Genomic DNA, 14071 nt, shown 5'->3' with positions numbered 1-14071 from the left:
CGCGCCGGTGAGTGTCAAGGAGTCTCCCACATGAACAACCCAGCCTGGCTTTCCGCCATTCGCGCTGCCGCCGCCGCGGCCACCATCGTGGCGGCGGTCGTCGCGCCGGCTTCAGCCAGCGCGGCGGACAAGGTGATTTCCACCCAGTCGGCGGGGCAGCCCCAGCCGGGGGAAACGGTCACCAGTACGTCGGGCGGCGGTCCCGCCGCCAAGGTCACCAGCACCGCTGGCGCCAACCCCGGTGAGAAAGTGACCAGCACCGCGACCGGCCAGGGCGGCTCCGCCGACACCGATCAGGTGGGCGCGCTGTTCAGCCAGCGCTTCCCGGACCTGACCGTCACCGCCGTGCACCGTACGCCCTACGGCCTGTACGAAGTGCAGGTCGGCATGGACCTGATCTACACCGACGCGAAAGTGGGCTGGGTGATGGAAGGCCCGCTGATCGACGCGGCCACCCGCCAGGACGTGACGCGTGAACGGCAGGAGCAGATCGGCGCGATCTCGTTCGACCAGTTGCCCTTGAAGCTGGCCGTCAAGCGGGTGACCGGGGACGGCTCGCGCGCCGTCGCGATCTTCGAGGATCCCAACTGCGGTTACTGCAAGCAGCTGCGCCATACGCTGGAAGGCATCCCCAACCTGACCGTCTACACCTTCATCTACCCCATCCTGGCGCCCGACTCGCGCACCAAGGCCCGTGATATCTGGTGCGCGCAGAAGCCCGGACAGGCCTGGGATGACTGGATGGTGCGCGGCAAGATGCCGCCGGCCGGCGCCGCGACCGCCAACTGCAACGCGCCGATCGACCAGGTGCTGGCGTTGGGACAACGATTGATGGTGCGTGGAACCCCCACGCTGTTTTTCCCGGACGGCAGCCGGGTCAGCGGCGCGCTGCCGCAGGACGAACTGCTCGCGCATCTGGACAAATCATCGAAGAAGGGCGGCTGAGCGGGCACGCTGCTCCGGAATTCCCCATCCATCCACCAGGAGACGGCATTGAAGATTGCCATTCTTGACGACTACCACGGCGTGTCGCAGGACTACGCTGACTGGGCATCGCTCGGGCCGCAGGCCGACGTGCAAGTGTTCCGCGAGCATCTGCCCGAGTCCCAGCGCGTTTCCGCGCTGCAGCCTTTCGACGTCATCGTGATCATGCGCGAACGCATGCCGTTCCCGGCGGAACTGGTCAATGCCCTCCCGAACCTGCGCCTGCTGGTCACGACCGGCCTGCGCAACAACGCCGTCGACCTGGCGGCCTGCAAGGCGCGGGGCATCGTCGTGTCCGGCGCCCCGGGCTCGGAAAACGGCTTGAATGCCACCGCCGAGCTCAGCTGGGCGCTGATCCTGGCGCTGTTCAAGAATATCTGCACGGAAGACGCCAACATGCGCCGCGGCCTGTGGCAGACCGGCATGCCGGTCTCGCTGAAGGGCCTGCGCCTGGGCGTCGTCGGCCTGGGCAAGCTGGGCAGCGCGCTGGCCCGCGTCGGCCGCGCCTTCGACATGGACGTCGTGGCCTGGAGCCCGAACCTGACGCCGGAGCGTGCCGAGCAGGGCGGCGCGCGCTACGTCGACAAGCAGGAGCTTTTCGCGACCGCCGACGTCATCAGCGTGCATTTGATCCTGTCGGCGTCCACGCGCGGCGTGGTGGATGCGGCCAGCATCGCCGCCATGAAGCCCACCGCCTTCCTGGTCAATACCTCGCGCGCCGGGCTGGTGGATCAGGACGCGCTCATGGATGCGTTGCGCAACCGGCGCATCGGTGGTGCGGGCCTGGACGTCTTCCCGGTCGAACCGCTGCCGGCGGACGACCCCGTGCGCCAATTGAAGAACGTCGTGCTGACGCCCCATCTGGGCTATGTCAGCGCCGACAACTTCAAGGCCTTCTATCGGAATGTGCTGGAGGCCATCAAGGCCTGGGCCGCCGGGGCGCCCATCCGCACCCTGTGACAAGCGCGGCCGGCGGCCCGGCTGACGCCGGCCGCCGGTGGCGACTCAAAGCGCCGGCGCCGTTTCGACGGATTCCAGCGTCGCGGCGGGTGTTTCGCGCGGAGCGGTGCGTTCGCGCAGTTGCACCGCGTGTTCTTCCCGGCTGCGCCAGATTGCCTCGTGGACATGGCTCAACACCACGGGATCGTCCAGCAGCTTGATCTTCTGCGGCTCGGACAGGGCATCCACCCCATATTCCATCACGTGCTCGACCTGCTGGCGGCGGAACGCTTCGTTCAGCGGATTGGGCTTGTGCCGCGCGGTCGCCATCGCGCAGGCCAGCGCGTTGACGCCCGGATCCACGACGGCATCCTCGAAGTCCGGCGCATGCTGCCCGCTGCGGTTCTGCGCGGTATAGCGGCGCGTCGCCTGCAATTCGGTCGGCGGCTGGGTTTCCTCCGGAATCCGGAAGAACCGCGCCAGGTAGGCGCGCCGGCCCAGGTCGACCCGGCTCGAATAGACCGACAGCGGAATGATCAGCAGCAGCGCCGCCAGGATGGGCGCCATCCAGAGCAGGAAAACCGGGTTCAGCCACGCCACCAGCCCGGCCCAGCATATGCCCAGCAAGGTCTGCGAACCGTGGCGCCTGAAAGCGTCGCCCCAGGTGGTTCGGTCGTTGTCCCGCGCGGGCGAGATCCACTTGGCCGAAAGTCCCAGGAATGCCGCCACCACGAAACGCGTGTGGAACAGCATCCGCACCGGTGCCAGCAACATGGAGAACAGCACTTCCATCAGCATGCTGGCCAAGGCCTTCTGGCGACCGCCGAACAGGCGCGCGCCACGCGCCCACACCAGCACCACACCCAGCACCTTGGGCAGGAACAGCAGCACGAAGGTGGTCGAGAACAGCGCGATGGCCTTGTCGGGATGCCATTGCGGCCAGATCGGGAACAACTGGCGCGGTTCGACGAAGTACTGCGGCTCCGTCAGGGTATGCACCGCCAGCAGGGCCGTGGACAGCAGCAGGAACAGGAACCAGAGCGGCGCCGACAGATACGACATCACGCCCGTCAGGAACACCGCGCGGTGCACGGGATGGAAGCCCTGGATGAAGAACAGCCGGAAGTTCATCAGGTTGCCGTGGCACCATCGCTGGTCGCGCTGCACCTCTTCCAGCAGATTGGGCGGCAATTCCTCGTAGCTGCCCGGCAGGTCGTAGGCGATCCACACGCCCCAGCCCGCGCGCCGCATCAGCGCCGCTTCGACGAAATCGTGCGACAGGATGGCGCCCGCGAAGGCGCCCTTGCCCGGCAGCGGGGCCAGTACGCAATGCCGCATGAACGGCGCCAGCCGGATGATGGCGTTATGGCCCCAGTAGTGCGATTCGCCCAGCTGCCAGTAATGCATGCCGGCCGTGAACAGGGGCCCGTAGACCCGCGTGGCGAACTGCTGGATGCGCGCATACAGGCTGTCCATGCCGCTGGCCTGCGGCGCGCTCTGGATAATGCCGGCGTCCGGGCTGGCTTCCATCAGCTGGACCAGCCGCTTCAGGCACTCGCCGGTCATGACGCTGTCCGCGTCCAGCACGATCATGTAGCGATAGTTGCCGCCCCAGCGGCGGCAGAAATCGTCGATGTTGCCGCTCTTGCGCTTGACCCGCCGCCGGCGGCGCCGATAGAAGATGCGCCCGAAGCCCTTGACCGCCTTGCACAGGTCCACCCAGGCACGCTGTTCCGCCACGCAGATATCGGCCTTGTAGCTGTCGCTCAGGACGAAGATATCGAAGTGGTCCATCGCGTCGGTCTGGGCCAGCGATTCATAGGTCGCGCGCAGGCCCGCGAATACCCGCGAGACGTCCTCGTTGCAGATCGGCATGACGATCGCCGTGCGCGCCGACGGGTCGATGGGGGCGTCTTCCGTGCCGCGCGCCGAAATGCTGTAGCGGTCGCGGCCGATCAGCAGCTGCAGGAAGCCCATCATGGCCGTCCAGAAGCCGGCCGACACCCAACAGAACAGCAGGGCGAACAGGAACAGGATGCCGACTTCCAGGATCTGCTTGCCCTGATAGGGCAGCACGCCCTTCATGTAATACGTGGCGATCACGGTCTGCAGCGCCACCATGGTCACCAGGCACATCCGGCGCCGGCTGCCGGCCTGGCGCCAGCGCGGATCCATGCGCGGCGCGGTCGCCATATAGTCGTCGGACATATGCGGGCCCTGTCCGCGCAGGCGACGCCAGAAACGCGCAATGGGATTGGGTACCCAGGGTTCCGGCGACATCGCCGTGCGGTTCAGCGGCGGCGCTGATGCCAGGCAGACGCCCGAATCAGGCAGCTGCCGGGCCATGCCGGCGATATCGGGATCGTTGCCTTCGGCGACCCGCAAGCGTTCCATGCCCGACGCCAGCACCGGATCGCCGCCCAGCGTATCGTCGCCGGCCAGGGATCGGTGGATCGCGTCCAGGGCGGACCGGCCTTCTTCCGCCGCCGCCGCCGCGCGTTCCTGCGTGGCGGCTCGGGTTTCGGGCGGAAGCGCCAGACGCGCGAGGTAGTCTTCGACCGCGTCGGCGCCGGGCAGGCTGTTATTTGGCTTCAGGTTCATTCGGAATGCGATAAGTCCAGGTTTCCGACAGGGGCGCTTGACCGTTCGTCAGAAAAGCCCGCATTTCCACCGGCTTGGTGGGATCCTTGACGTTCACGCGCAGCGTCAGGCGGCGCCCGCCCGTCACGGGGTTGGGCCGCACGCTGTTTTCCACGATCTGTCCATTGCCATCCACCCAGGTATCCGCCGTGATGGTGGCATCGGCCGGCAGCGACTGCAGGGACGGCCCGACGAAGTCGATGATGTAGGCGATGCTGCCGTCGGAGCGGCGGATAAGATCCGGGCCTTTCACTTCATCGCGCGAACGGCGCGTCTGCATCACCCAGGCCAGCGGGGTGTCGTGCACTTTCTTTTCGTCCAACGTCCAGACCATCCGGTAGGTCAGATCCAGCGGGTCGCCCTTGGCCGGCTGCTTGTCCGGCACCCAGAAGGCCACGATGTTGTCGTTGGTTTCATCTTTTGTGGGAATTTCCACGAGCTGGACGCTGCCCTTGCCCCAATCGCCCTGCGGCTCTATCCACAGGCTGGGGCGCTTGTCGTAGCGGTCGTCCAGGTCTTCATAGCGGCTGAAATCGCGGCCGCGCTGCAGCAGGCCGAAACCGCGCGGGTTTTCCACGCTGAAGGCGCTGACGGCGAGACGGCGCGGGTTGACCAGGGGGCGCCACAGCCATTCGTCGTTGCCGGTGTGTATGGCCAGGCCATCGGAGTCGTGCATTTCCGGGCGGTAATTCACCACCTGGGACGGCTGGTTCGAGCCAAAGAGGAACATGCTGGTCAGCGGCGCGATACCCAGGCGGCCGACCTGATCGCGCAGGAAGATGCGCGACTTCACATCGACGATGGTATTCGCGTCATTGGGACGCAACAGGAAACGAAAGGCGCCCGTCGCGCGCGGCGAATCCAGCAAGGCGTAGATGGTCAGCGTGGTGTCTTCCGGCGACGGCCGGGCGATCCAGTATTCGCGGAAGCGGGGGAATTCCTCTCCCGACGGCAGCGCGGTATCGATGGCCAGGCCGCGGGCGGACAGGCCATAGTTCTGGCCCTTGCCGATCACGCGGAAATAGCTGGCGCCCAGGAACGAGGCCAGTTCGTCGTCCTTCTTGTCCTTGCTATTGACCGGATACAGCACGCGGAATCCCGCGAAGCCCAGGTTTTTCAGCGCCGCGGCATCGAGCTTCAGATTGCCATAATCGAAGTCGTCGGGATTGAACTTGATTTCATGCACGCCGGCCGCGTCGATCTCATTGATCTTGACCGGCGTATTGAAATGCATGCCCTCGTGATAGAAACCCAGCGTGAATTTGGTCCCCGCGTTTCCCCAGTACAGGTGGTCATTCTTGAACCGCACCTGCTGATAACCGGCGAATTTCAATTCCTGCAGGGAATCGGGAAGATTGGGTTCCGGCGCCTTGTAGCTTTGGTCCGCCAGGTCGCGGGCCTGCTTCATGACATCGAAGAAGGAAAACGCGTGGGCGGATTGGCCGATGCCCATGCCGGCAAAGGCGGCCATCGACACGCAAAGCGCGGACAGTGCGCCGGTCAACCGGCGGGAAGAATACGCAAACACGTGGGATTGCCTCTGGCTCCAAGGGTGGGGCGGAATGCGATGTGACAGCGCGATTTTTGCACAATGTCCCCTCCGATTGGGTCGGCGTCCTGTCAAACCTGAAATAATTTTTTGCGCGGCATCATGCGTTCGCGGGCCGATTTTCTCCGGTTTCCTGCGCCGCTCTCGCCGTCAAAATACGGTCACGTATTGTTATTGTGGCCGGGATCGGTGGCGGTTATTTGGCGCCCCGCCGCGCCTGTCGGGTATTTCGCCAGGCGCGGCAGGCAGGTCCGGTGCGTTCAATTGTCGAAATCGCCGGTACCCAGCGTGGTCACGCCATCTGTCGGGGTGTTGAACGCGGCCTCGGCGACAGACTGGATTTTGTCGCAGCCGCGTTCGAACGCGCGCAACAATGCGCTGCCGGAGTTATCTTCCGCGCCGAAATATTCACGCAGCGCGTCTCCGGAAATCTCGAACTGGCGTTCTTCCCCATTCAGGGACAGGGAAAAGACGATGACGTCGTCTTCGACCCGGGCGTGGGTCTTGTGCGCAAACGTCCCCATGCTTGCCCTCCTGCACGTTACGCGCACCGCTGCCAGGCAAGTGGCCTTGCCCGGCTTTGCGTAGCGGTGGCGAAAATGAAGAGCCGGCCGGAATCGGCCGGCCGGTGGCCTGCGAGGCCGGGCGGAATTACTTGCCCGAGCCCGTCGCGGGGACCGACTTCGACGGTTGAGCCGAACCCGAGGTCGACGTATCGCCGCTCATGGAGCTGGAGTTGCCGGTGGAATTCCGCGTGCCGGAGTGATGCGTGGTGCCACTCTTGCTCTTGGTGTGGGAACCATTGTGCATGCCGTTCTTCTTGGTGCTGGTGCCCATGCCCGTGTTCGACTGCGGCGTGGCGGTCGAATTTACCGGGGGCGACGCCGTGCCCGGGGGAACCTTGGGGTTGTTCGGCGGGGTCGCGGTTGAGTCGTTCGGCGTCGTGGAAGGCGTAGTCGGAGCCGACGACTGGGCGTAAGCACCACCAGCGGCGAGCAGGGCTGCCAGAGTCAAGGCGGGCGTGAGACGGCGTAGCTTCATGTGAATCTCCTTGCCGGTTGTTGGAACCGACGAAGGAGCAAGCGCCGTGCCCCGCCAGCCGGCGGGGCGAGCCTGCACTCTATATTCAGTCGCGATATCAGCGGGCGTGCGGCGCCAGCTTTCCTTCCGGCGCGCCCGCCTTGCCCGAGTCGCCACCCGCGGGACGGCGCCACAGGGCGAACAGTTCCGCCCAACGGCGCGGCAGCAGCGGGACCGCGCGGCGAATGGCTGCCCGGCGTTCCAGGTGCACACGCATTTGTTCACCGATGCGTACGGATTGGTATTGCTCCGAAGGAGTCTGGCGGGGGGTGTCGAGGTTACTCATGGTAAATACTAATTGCGTTCAAGTTGCTGTCATTATAGCCCGCGCCTCCTGGTTCGGGGTGCTTCTGCTACGCGTTTCCCCTAGGTGTTGCCTAAAGAATACGGTATACAATGTTCCGTAATGGATCCACACCCCGGTGGGCCAGCCCAACGCCGAATCAGGAGCCTGCCATGGCCGAACTCATGAGCCGAGACGCATTCCGAACTGCCCTGGAAAACGCCATCAAGGGAAAGAGCGCGAACGCGTCGCCCTTCAGCATCGCCTGGGCGAGCGGCAAGCTCACCCGCGAGCATCTCTGCCGCTGGGCCGAGAACCACTACCACTACGTCGGTCCCTTCGCCGATTATCTGGGATACCTGTATGCCAGGACGCCGGACGGCTATACCGAGGCCAAGGACTTCCTGCTCGCCAATATGTACGAAGAGGAAATCGGCGGGGATCGCCATACCGATCTGTTGATTCGTTTCGCCGAAGCCTGCGGCACCACGCGTGAACGGGTCACCAACCCCGACAATATGTCGCCGACCACGCGGGCGCTGCAAAGCTGGTGTTATGCCGTCGCCATGCGCGAGGACCCCATCGTGGCCGTGGCGGGCCTGGTCGTCGGCCTGGAGTCGCAGGTGCCGTCGATCTATCGCAAGCAGACGCCCACGCTGCGGGACAAATACGGCTTCAGCGACGAAGAAGTCGAGTTCTTCGACCTGCACATCGTGTCGGACGAGATCCACGGCGAACGGGGTTACCAGATCGTCCTGGAGCACGCCAATACGGTGGAGCTGCAGCAGCGTTGCCTGAAGATCTGTGAAATCGGCGCGCAGATGCGCCTGCTGTACACCACGGCGCTGTACACCGACTACGTCCAGCAGGATATCCCGCTGCCTGAGTTGCAGATGGCCGCCTGAGCCGCGGATCAGCCATGCCCACCGTCGTATTCCATAAAGCCGGCCGCAGCTATACGGACGTCGTCCAGGACAACGCCAACCTGGTCGTGCGCGCGGGTATCAAGCGCTTTCCCTATCCGCATCTGCGCTATGAGTGCGGCATGGGCAAGTGCGCCAAGTGCGCCTGCCGGGTGCTGACGGGCGCCGAACATCTGCCGCCGCCGAACTGGAAGGAGAAAAAACAGCTGGGCGAGCGGCTGGACCAGGGCTACCGCCTGGCCTGCCAGCTCTGGCTGACGGCCGACATCGAGCTGGCCCAGGACGACGGCGAAGCATGATGGGTACGTCGACGGGCGGGGACGCCGATGGCTACGTGGTCCTGACCAGCAGGCCGGGGGTCTATCGCAGCGAGCCGCCGGCCGAAGCCGGCATCGCTGAAACCTATGACTACCTGTTCTACGGCAAACCCAAGGCCGTCTTCCAGATCGTCAGCCTGATCGCGGGTGGGCGGGTCAGGATCGTCGAAGACGCTCCGCCCCACACCGTGAACCTGGTCCCGATGCGCATCATGGAGCGCTACGCGTCGCTCGACGATGCGCGTACCGCGATCCGTCAGCTCGCCAACTTCGGCACGCTGCAGGCAACGCTGGTCAGGCGCTGACCGCGTTCATCGCGCTCATCGCGTTCATCGCGGTTATCCGGCGTTCGACATCCGCGTTCAACCATCCCGTGTTCAACCGGGGCTTATTCTCATCATGGTCGAAATCACATTCATAACCAATGGCGGCAAGGTGGTGACCGCGGCGCCCAATAGCAATCTGCTGCGTGTATCCCTGAAAGAGAAGGGGGGCATACCGTTCAAGTGCGGTGGCGGATTGTGCGGCACCTGCAAATGCCTGATCGAAGAAGGCCTGGAAAACACCGACGCGGTCAAGCCGAAGGAGCGCCGGCACCTGAAGCCGGAGGACTTCGAAAAAGGCTACAGGATGGCGTGCCAGACCTTCGTCAACGGCGACATCAAGGTCTCGTGGGCCGGACGCCCGGAATAGCGGGGCCGCTCGGCGCCGTACGCGCCTAGGCGCCCGTGCGGGATTGCTGGGCCTCGACGTAGGCCTTGGCCGCGTTGTGGACATGCTGGCTGGCCAGCAGCGCGGCCAGATCGCCGTTGCCCGCGATCACCGCGTTCAGGATCTGTGCATGTTCGTCCCAGTTCTGCCTGGCGCGCCGCATGTTGCTGGGCGCGAACAGCAGGGCGGTGCGATCGCGCAGCGAGCGCATCAGGTCGGTCAGCACTACGTTGCCGGCGATGGTCGCCAGCATTTCATGAAACTCGGAATTCAAGGCCAGGAAGCGTTCCAGCGTATCGGCACGCGCGGCCATGTTGCCTTCGTCCAGGAAGTTCTGCAGCCGCGCCACCGTACCCTGGTCCCGGCGCTGCGCCGCCAGTTTCGCGTTCAGGCCTTCGAGCGTGGCGCGAACCTCGATCATGTCGTTGGCCATGTCGTCCGACAATATGGATACGGACGCGCCCCGCCGCGGTTCGATCGTGACCAGGCCTTCGGCGGCCAGGGCACGCAATGCCTCGCGGACGGGAATGCGCGACACGCCCATTTCGTCGGACAGCCGGCCTTCGACCAGGCGGTCGCCGGGCGTGAATTCGCCGCTGAGTATGCGTGCCCGCAATTGATCGCGAACCACGGCGAACAGTTGCGGATGCTGTTCGCCTATCTTGAGCGGACGGGCGGCTGCCGCCGCGGGGTTGTTCGTTGCCGGTGATGGATTCTGTATGGACATGGCGGCGGGTGCGAGCAAGCGTATGGGTGTCGGGTTGATTGTATTACCCCAGGGCGGTGTCTCCGGGCGGCGAGGGCGATAGGCGCGGCGAGAATGTATATGGTATCCCAGTTCTGTCCCTGCAAATCGAGATGCTTCCCAGGGGCCGGCCCAGCCCGCCCTGCATATCGTATTCCCTAGTAGAGCAAGAATGCCGTTGGCGGCGTCGAGTTCGCCATATAGTATACAGTTCGTCGCGACTATGAACTGCCGGCATGGCAGCAAGGGGAAAGTGATGCATACCGACGTGGTGCTCAATGCTTCGCATTGGGTGTATTTGATAAGCGTGGCCGCGATCATCCTGACGATGATCCTGCGCGCCAATGTCGTGGTGCCGTCCGTGATCGGCACCTTTCTGGTGGTCCTGGCCATTACCGGGAGCCCCATCAGCGCGTTGATCGGCATCTTCAACGCCAGCTTCGTGGCCGCCAAGGAGCTGTTCAACATCTTCCTGGTGATCACCTTCATGACGGCGCTGCTGAATGCGCTGAAGTCCATACAGGCCGATGTGCGCATGGTGCAGCCCATGCGTCGCATCATGCGGGGCGGCCACGTTTCCTACTTCATCATCGCCGCGTGTACGTACGTTATCTCGCTGTTCTTCTGGCCGACGCCCGCGGTGCCGCTGGTATCGGCCATCCTGCTGCCCGCGGCGATCGCCGCGGGACTGCCGCCGCTGGCGGGCGCCATGGCCATCGCCATCGCGGGCCAGGGCATGGCGCTGTCCTCGGATTACGTCATCGGCGTCGCGCCCGGCATCAGCGCGAAGGCCGCTGGCGCGGCGGTGAGCGCCGCCACGGTGGCGGATCGCGCGCTGGTCCTGTCCCTGATCACTGGCGGGATCGCGCTGCTGGTCACCTACTTCATGATTCGCCGCCATATCGTTCCCGGCAACGCCGCGTTGCTGAGCGCGTGGCAGGCACGCGCGCAGGACGGCACGCTGGCGCAGATCGAATCCGAGGGCAGCTTCGACAAGGCGGAACTGGCGCGCGGCACGAGCTATGACGAGCCCCCTGGCACGCCGCCGCGCCGCGCCGCCACCCCGGAGGAAGCCCGCCGCATCAAATGGTCGCGCGCCTTCGCGGTGATCACGCCGGTGGCGTTCCTGGGCGTCATCGCGATCATGGTGCTGCCGCGCATCGTGCCTGGCCTGCCGGCGCTGCGCGGCGGCGACGCGGCCGCGCTGGTCGGGGGAGTCGCCGTCGCGCTGATGATGCTGGTCACGCTGGCAGCGGAAGGCCCGCGCCGCATGCTGGACGTCTGTCCGGACCACATCACCGACGGATTCGTGTTCGCCTTCAAGGCCATGGGGTCGGTGCTGCCGATCGCGGGCTTCTTCTTCATCGGCGCGCACGATACCGCGGCCCAGATCCTGGGCATGGACAGCGCGCAGGCTCCAGGGTTGCTTTTCGAGATCATCGCGTCCGCGCAGCACCTGATCCCGTCGAATCATTTCCTGGTGGCGTTCGGCGTGCTGCTGGTCGGCATGGTGACCGGCATCGACGGTTCGGGTTTCGCCGGCCTGCCGCTGACAGGAACATTGTCGGGCGCGCTGGGGCCCGTGGTGGGTATCGATCCCGCCACCCTGGCGGCCGTGGGCCAGATGGGCGCGGTGTGGACGGGCGGTGGGACGTTGATCGCGTGGTCATCGTTGATCGCCGTCGCCGGATTCGCGCGCGTGCACGTGCTGGAGATGGTGCGCGCGCTGCTGCTGCCCGTGGTGCTGGCGCTGTTCGTGTCGACCATCTGCGCCATCCTGATCTGGCAGTGACGAAAAAGGCGGCGAAGCGCCGCCTTTTTAATCACTGTTGACGGTATACAATATTCACTCAAAACCATCGGGCGCTGGCCTGGTGAATTCGGAGCGAGCATGGAAGACCTGAAAAACACCGAATTTATGAATTACGTGGCGGGCAAATGGTCGCCCTGCGCCAGCGGCAAGACGGTGCCCAACATCAACCCCGCCAATACCGACGACATCGTCGGCCATTTCCAGGCGTCCGCCGCCGTGGATGGCACAGCGGCCGTGGCGGCGGCGCAAGCCGCCTTCGAGAAATGGAAGGCAACGCCCATCTCCAAAAGGGCGCAGATCCTGTTCCGTGCGGCCGACTATCTGGAAGCCCACGCCAGCCAGTTCGCCGAAGAACTTACGCGCGAGGAGGGCAAGGCGGTCGGACTCAGCCGCGACGAGATCCTGCGGTCCGCCCAGACCCTGCGTTTCTATGCGGCGGAAGGCCAGTCCTTCACCGGCGAGACGTTTCCCAATGACGATCCGGACATGGTCGTCTACAGCCAGCTGGAGCCATTGGGCGTGGTGACCGTGATTTCACCCTGGAATTTCCCCGTGTCCATCCCGGCTCGCAAGATCGCGCCGGCGTTGATCATGGGCAATACGGTGGTGTTCAAGCCGTCATCCGATGCGCCACTCAGCGGCTACCGCCTGACGGAAGCTTTCGTCGAAGCGGGCATACCGGACGGCGTATTGAACTTCCTGACCGGGCCCGCCGCGGCGGTGGGGCCGGCGATCACCGAGTCGCCGTACGTCAAGGCCATTTCCTTCACCGGGTCCACCCAGGCGGGCGAACAGATCCATCGCTCGGTCGGGCTGACCACGCGCACGCAGATGGAGCTGGGCGGCAAGAACCCCCTGATCGTGCTGGCGGATGCCGACCTGGACAAGGCGGTGGACCTGACCGTCAAAGGGGGATTTTCCCTGACCGGGCAGGCTTGCACCGGCACCAGCCGGGTGCTGGTCGATCGCGGCGTGAAGGCCGCCTATACGGAAAAGCTGTTGGCCAAGGTAAAGACGATGAAGATCGGCAGCGGGCTGGAGCCCGGCTGCGAGCTTGGACCGCTGGCCACCGCGCGCCAGCTGGACAATGTGCTGTCCTATATCGCGTTGGGAAAAAGCGAGGCGACTCACCTGTATGGCGGCGATCGCCTGATGGAAGGCGGCCTGGCCAAGGGGTACTACGTGTCACCCGCCATTTTCACCGACGTCACGCAGCAGATGCGCATCGCGCGCGAAGAGATCTTCGGGCCGGTCATCGCCATCATCGAGGTCGACGGCTACGAGGACGCGATCGCCAAGGCCAACGACACCGAATACGGGCTGTCGGCGGCGATCGCCACCACGAATGCCGCCTACGCGCATCGATTCGCCAAGGACATCCAGGCCGGGACAGTCAAGATCAATCGAACGACGACCGGCAACCTGATCAACGCCCCATTCGGTGGGTTGAAACGCTCCAGCACGTCGACCTTCCGCGAGTCCGGCAGGATAGGGCTGGAGTTCTATACGCAGATCAAGACGGTGTACCGGGCCGCCTAGGCGGGGCCGCCTAGGCGCGGCACACACGCGCTTGAACGACCGCAACACAGCAGGAGCATCCCATGAAGCAGGTATACAGGCTGGAACTCGAGGAAGCACGCGCCATGATCGCCGCGGCCATCGCCAGGTCGCGCGAAATCGGCGTGCTTGAAACCGTATGCGTGGTGGACGATGGCGGCTATCCGATCGCCATGGAGCGCATGAACGGCGCACGGATCACGGGCCCGCAGATCGCGTGGAACAAGGCATTCACGGCGGCCGGCCACAAGCGATCCACGCATCTGTTCAACACGGCGCCGAATGGTCCCGCGCTGCCCGGCAACGAAGCCTTCGGCATCCAGTGGAGCTTCGACGGCAAGTTCGCCGTCTTCGTCGGCGGCTTTCCCATCGTGGTCGACGACGAAGTCATCGGCGGCGTGGGCCTGAGCGGCGGCAACGGCGAACAGGATACGGCGGCCGGCCTGGCGGCGCTGCAGGCGCTCGCCGACCTTCTGGCGGAGAAGGGCATGAAAGTGCTGGTCGCCGCCGACATCAAGAAGTGATACCCC

The 14071-nt window shown here is 64.9% G+C and carries 16 protein-coding genes; 10 read left to right on the top strand and 6 right to left on the bottom strand.

What is annotated here, in order from left to right:
* Window positions 1–30 precede the first annotated feature (30 nt).
* Complete coding sequence (locus tag CAL26_RS25045; RefSeq protein ID WP_094849354.1) at window positions 31–945, top strand: DsbC family protein; 915 nt, start codon at window positions 31–33, stop codon at window positions 943–945.
* A gap of 48 nt (window positions 946–993) precedes the next feature.
* Window positions 994–1944 (top strand): D-2-hydroxyacid dehydrogenase family protein, encoded by a 951-nt coding sequence (locus CAL26_RS25040; protein ID WP_094849353.1) that lies wholly within the window; start codon window positions 994–996, stop codon window positions 1942–1944.
* 45 nt (window positions 1945–1989) lie between these two features.
* Here the strand turns inward: CAL26_RS25040 and mdoH are convergent, their stop codons facing one another.
* From mdoH to CAL26_RS28425, 4 genes are all read right to left on the bottom strand, one after another.
* Window positions 1990–4524: a glucans biosynthesis glucosyltransferase MdoH gene (gene mdoH, locus CAL26_RS25035; protein ID WP_094849352.1), complete on the bottom strand. Its 2535-nt coding sequence runs from the start codon at window positions 4522–4524 to the stop codon at window positions 1990–1992.
* Window positions 4505–6034: a glucan biosynthesis protein G gene (locus CAL26_RS25030; RefSeq protein ID WP_094850070.1), complete on the bottom strand. Its 1530-nt coding sequence runs from the start codon at window positions 6032–6034 to the stop codon at window positions 4505–4507. Before CAL26_RS25030 ends, mdoH begins: the two co-directional genes overlap by 20 nt.
* 338 nt (window positions 6035–6372) lie before the next feature.
* A complete protein-coding gene (locus CAL26_RS25025; RefSeq protein ID WP_094849351.1) occupies window positions 6373–6636 on the bottom strand; it encodes a DUF1488 family protein in 264 nt (87 codons plus the stop codon).
* A gap of 127 nt (window positions 6637–6763) precedes the next feature.
* Complete coding sequence (locus CAL26_RS28425; protein ID WP_179283477.1) at window positions 6764–6922, bottom strand: hypothetical protein; 159 nt, start codon at window positions 6920–6922, stop codon at window positions 6764–6766.
* On the opposite strand from CAL26_RS28425, the gene CAL26_RS28420 reads away from it, so the two are divergent.
* Window positions 6921–7091, top strand: coding sequence for a hypothetical protein (locus tag CAL26_RS28420; protein ID WP_179283476.1), 171 nt, complete (start codon window positions 6921–6923; stop codon window positions 7089–7091). The two genes, CAL26_RS28425 and CAL26_RS28420, sit on opposite strands and share 2 nt — an antisense overlap.
* Before the next feature lie 159 nt (window positions 7092–7250).
* On the opposite strand, the gene CAL26_RS28205 is transcribed toward CAL26_RS28420, so the two are convergent.
* A complete protein-coding gene (locus tag CAL26_RS28205) occupies window positions 7251–7478 on the bottom strand; it encodes a hypothetical protein (RefSeq protein ID WP_143277496.1) in 228 nt (75 codons plus the stop codon).
* Window positions 7479–7648: 170 nt separating this feature from the next.
* Here CAL26_RS28205 and CAL26_RS25015 point away from each other — a divergent pair, with 170 nt between their 5' ends.
* From CAL26_RS25015 to CAL26_RS25000, 4 genes are all read left to right on the top strand, one after another.
* Window positions 7649–8380 (top strand): TenA family transcriptional regulator, encoded by a 732-nt coding sequence (locus tag CAL26_RS25015; protein ID WP_094849350.1) that lies wholly within the window; start codon window positions 7649–7651, stop codon window positions 8378–8380.
* Between the two features lie 14 nt (window positions 8381–8394).
* Window positions 8395–8697, top strand: a complete 303-nt coding sequence (locus CAL26_RS25010; protein ID WP_094849349.1) for a 2Fe-2S iron-sulfur cluster-binding protein — start codon at window positions 8395–8397, stop codon at window positions 8695–8697.
* Window positions 8694–9020: a ferredoxin gene (locus CAL26_RS25005; RefSeq protein ID WP_256988583.1), complete on the top strand. Its 327-nt coding sequence runs from the start codon at window positions 8694–8696 to the stop codon at window positions 9018–9020. The genes CAL26_RS25010 and CAL26_RS25005 overlap by 4 nt, the downstream gene beginning before the upstream one ends.
* Before the next feature lie 85 nt (window positions 9021–9105).
* Complete coding sequence (locus CAL26_RS25000) at window positions 9106–9408, top strand: 2Fe-2S iron-sulfur cluster-binding protein (RefSeq protein WP_094850069.1); 303 nt, start codon at window positions 9106–9108, stop codon at window positions 9406–9408.
* Between the two features lie 25 nt (window positions 9409–9433).
* Here the strand turns inward: CAL26_RS25000 and CAL26_RS24995 are convergent, their stop codons facing one another.
* Window positions 9434–10153, bottom strand: coding sequence for a GntR family transcriptional regulator (locus CAL26_RS24995; RefSeq protein ID WP_094849347.1), 720 nt, complete (start codon window positions 10151–10153; stop codon window positions 9434–9436).
* A gap of 274 nt (window positions 10154–10427) precedes the next feature.
* On the opposite strand from CAL26_RS24995, the gene CAL26_RS24990 reads away from it, so the two are divergent.
* From CAL26_RS24990 to CAL26_RS24980, 3 genes are all read left to right on the top strand, one after another.
* On the top strand, window positions 10428–11963 hold the full coding sequence (locus CAL26_RS24990; RefSeq protein ID WP_094849346.1) for a hypothetical protein: 1536 nt from the start codon (window positions 10428–10430) through the stop codon (window positions 11961–11963).
* Window positions 11964–12062: 99 nt separating this feature from the next.
* Entirely contained in the window at window positions 12063–13523 is a 1461-nt protein-coding gene (locus CAL26_RS24985; protein ID WP_094849345.1) for an aldehyde dehydrogenase family protein, read from the top strand.
* A gap of 62 nt (window positions 13524–13585) precedes the next feature.
* Window positions 13586–14065 (top strand): GlcG/HbpS family heme-binding protein, encoded by a 480-nt coding sequence (locus CAL26_RS24980; RefSeq protein WP_094849344.1) that lies wholly within the window; start codon window positions 13586–13588, stop codon window positions 14063–14065.
* Window positions 14066–14071 lie beyond the last annotated feature (6 nt).

Source organism: Bordetella genomosp. 9, assembly GCF_002261425.1.
Taxonomy (GTDB): Bacteria; Pseudomonadota; Gammaproteobacteria; order Burkholderiales; family Burkholderiaceae_B; genus Bordetella_C.
The sequence above is the reverse complement of the archived record's forward strand: the minus strand, read 5'-3'. Positions and strand labels throughout refer to the sequence as shown.

Coding starts and splice junctions, on each gene's coding strand:
- CAL26_RS25005 (WP_256988583.1), top strand. CDS start 8,694: ATGATGGGTACGTCGACGGGCGGGGACGCCGATGGCTACGTGGTCCTG.
- CAL26_RS25015 (WP_094849350.1), top strand. CDS start 7,649: ATGGCCGAACTCATGAGCCGAGACGCATTCCGAACTGCCCTGGAAAAC.
- CAL26_RS28420 (WP_179283476.1), top strand. CDS start 6,921: ATGCCGTTCTTCTTGGTGCTGGTGCCCATGCCCGTGTTCGACTGCGGC.
- CAL26_RS25010 (WP_094849349.1), top strand. CDS start 8,395: ATGCCCACCGTCGTATTCCATAAAGCCGGCCGCAGCTATACGGACGTC.
- CAL26_RS24985 (WP_094849345.1), top strand. CDS start 12,063: ATGGAAGACCTGAAAAACACCGAATTTATGAATTACGTGGCGGGCAAA.
- CAL26_RS24990 (WP_094849346.1), top strand. CDS start 10,428: ATGCATACCGACGTGGTGCTCAATGCTTCGCATTGGGTGTATTTGATA.
- CAL26_RS24980 (WP_094849344.1), top strand. CDS start 13,586: ATGAAGCAGGTATACAGGCTGGAACTCGAGGAAGCACGCGCCATGATC.
- CAL26_RS25025 (WP_094849351.1), bottom strand. CDS start 6,636: ATGGGGACGTTTGCGCACAAGACCCACGCCCGGGTCGAAGACGACGTC.
- CAL26_RS28425 (WP_179283477.1), bottom strand. CDS start 6,922: ATGCACAATGGTTCCCACACCAAGAGCAAGAGTGGCACCACGCATCAC.
- CAL26_RS24995 (WP_094849347.1), bottom strand. CDS start 10,153: ATGTCCATACAGAATCCATCACCGGCAACGAACAACCCCGCGGCGGCA.
- CAL26_RS25030 (WP_094850070.1), bottom strand. CDS start 6,034: ATGGCCGCCTTTGCCGGCATGGGCATCGGCCAATCCGCCCACGCGTTT.
- mdoH (WP_094849352.1), bottom strand. CDS start 4,524: ATGAACCTGAAGCCAAATAACAGCCTGCCCGGCGCCGACGCGGTCGAA.
- CAL26_RS25045 (WP_094849354.1), top strand. CDS start 31: ATGAACAACCCAGCCTGGCTTTCCGCCATTCGCGCTGCCGCCGCCGCG.
- CAL26_RS28205 (WP_143277496.1), bottom strand. CDS start 7,478: ATGAGTAACCTCGACACCCCCCGCCAGACTCCTTCGGAGCAATACCAA.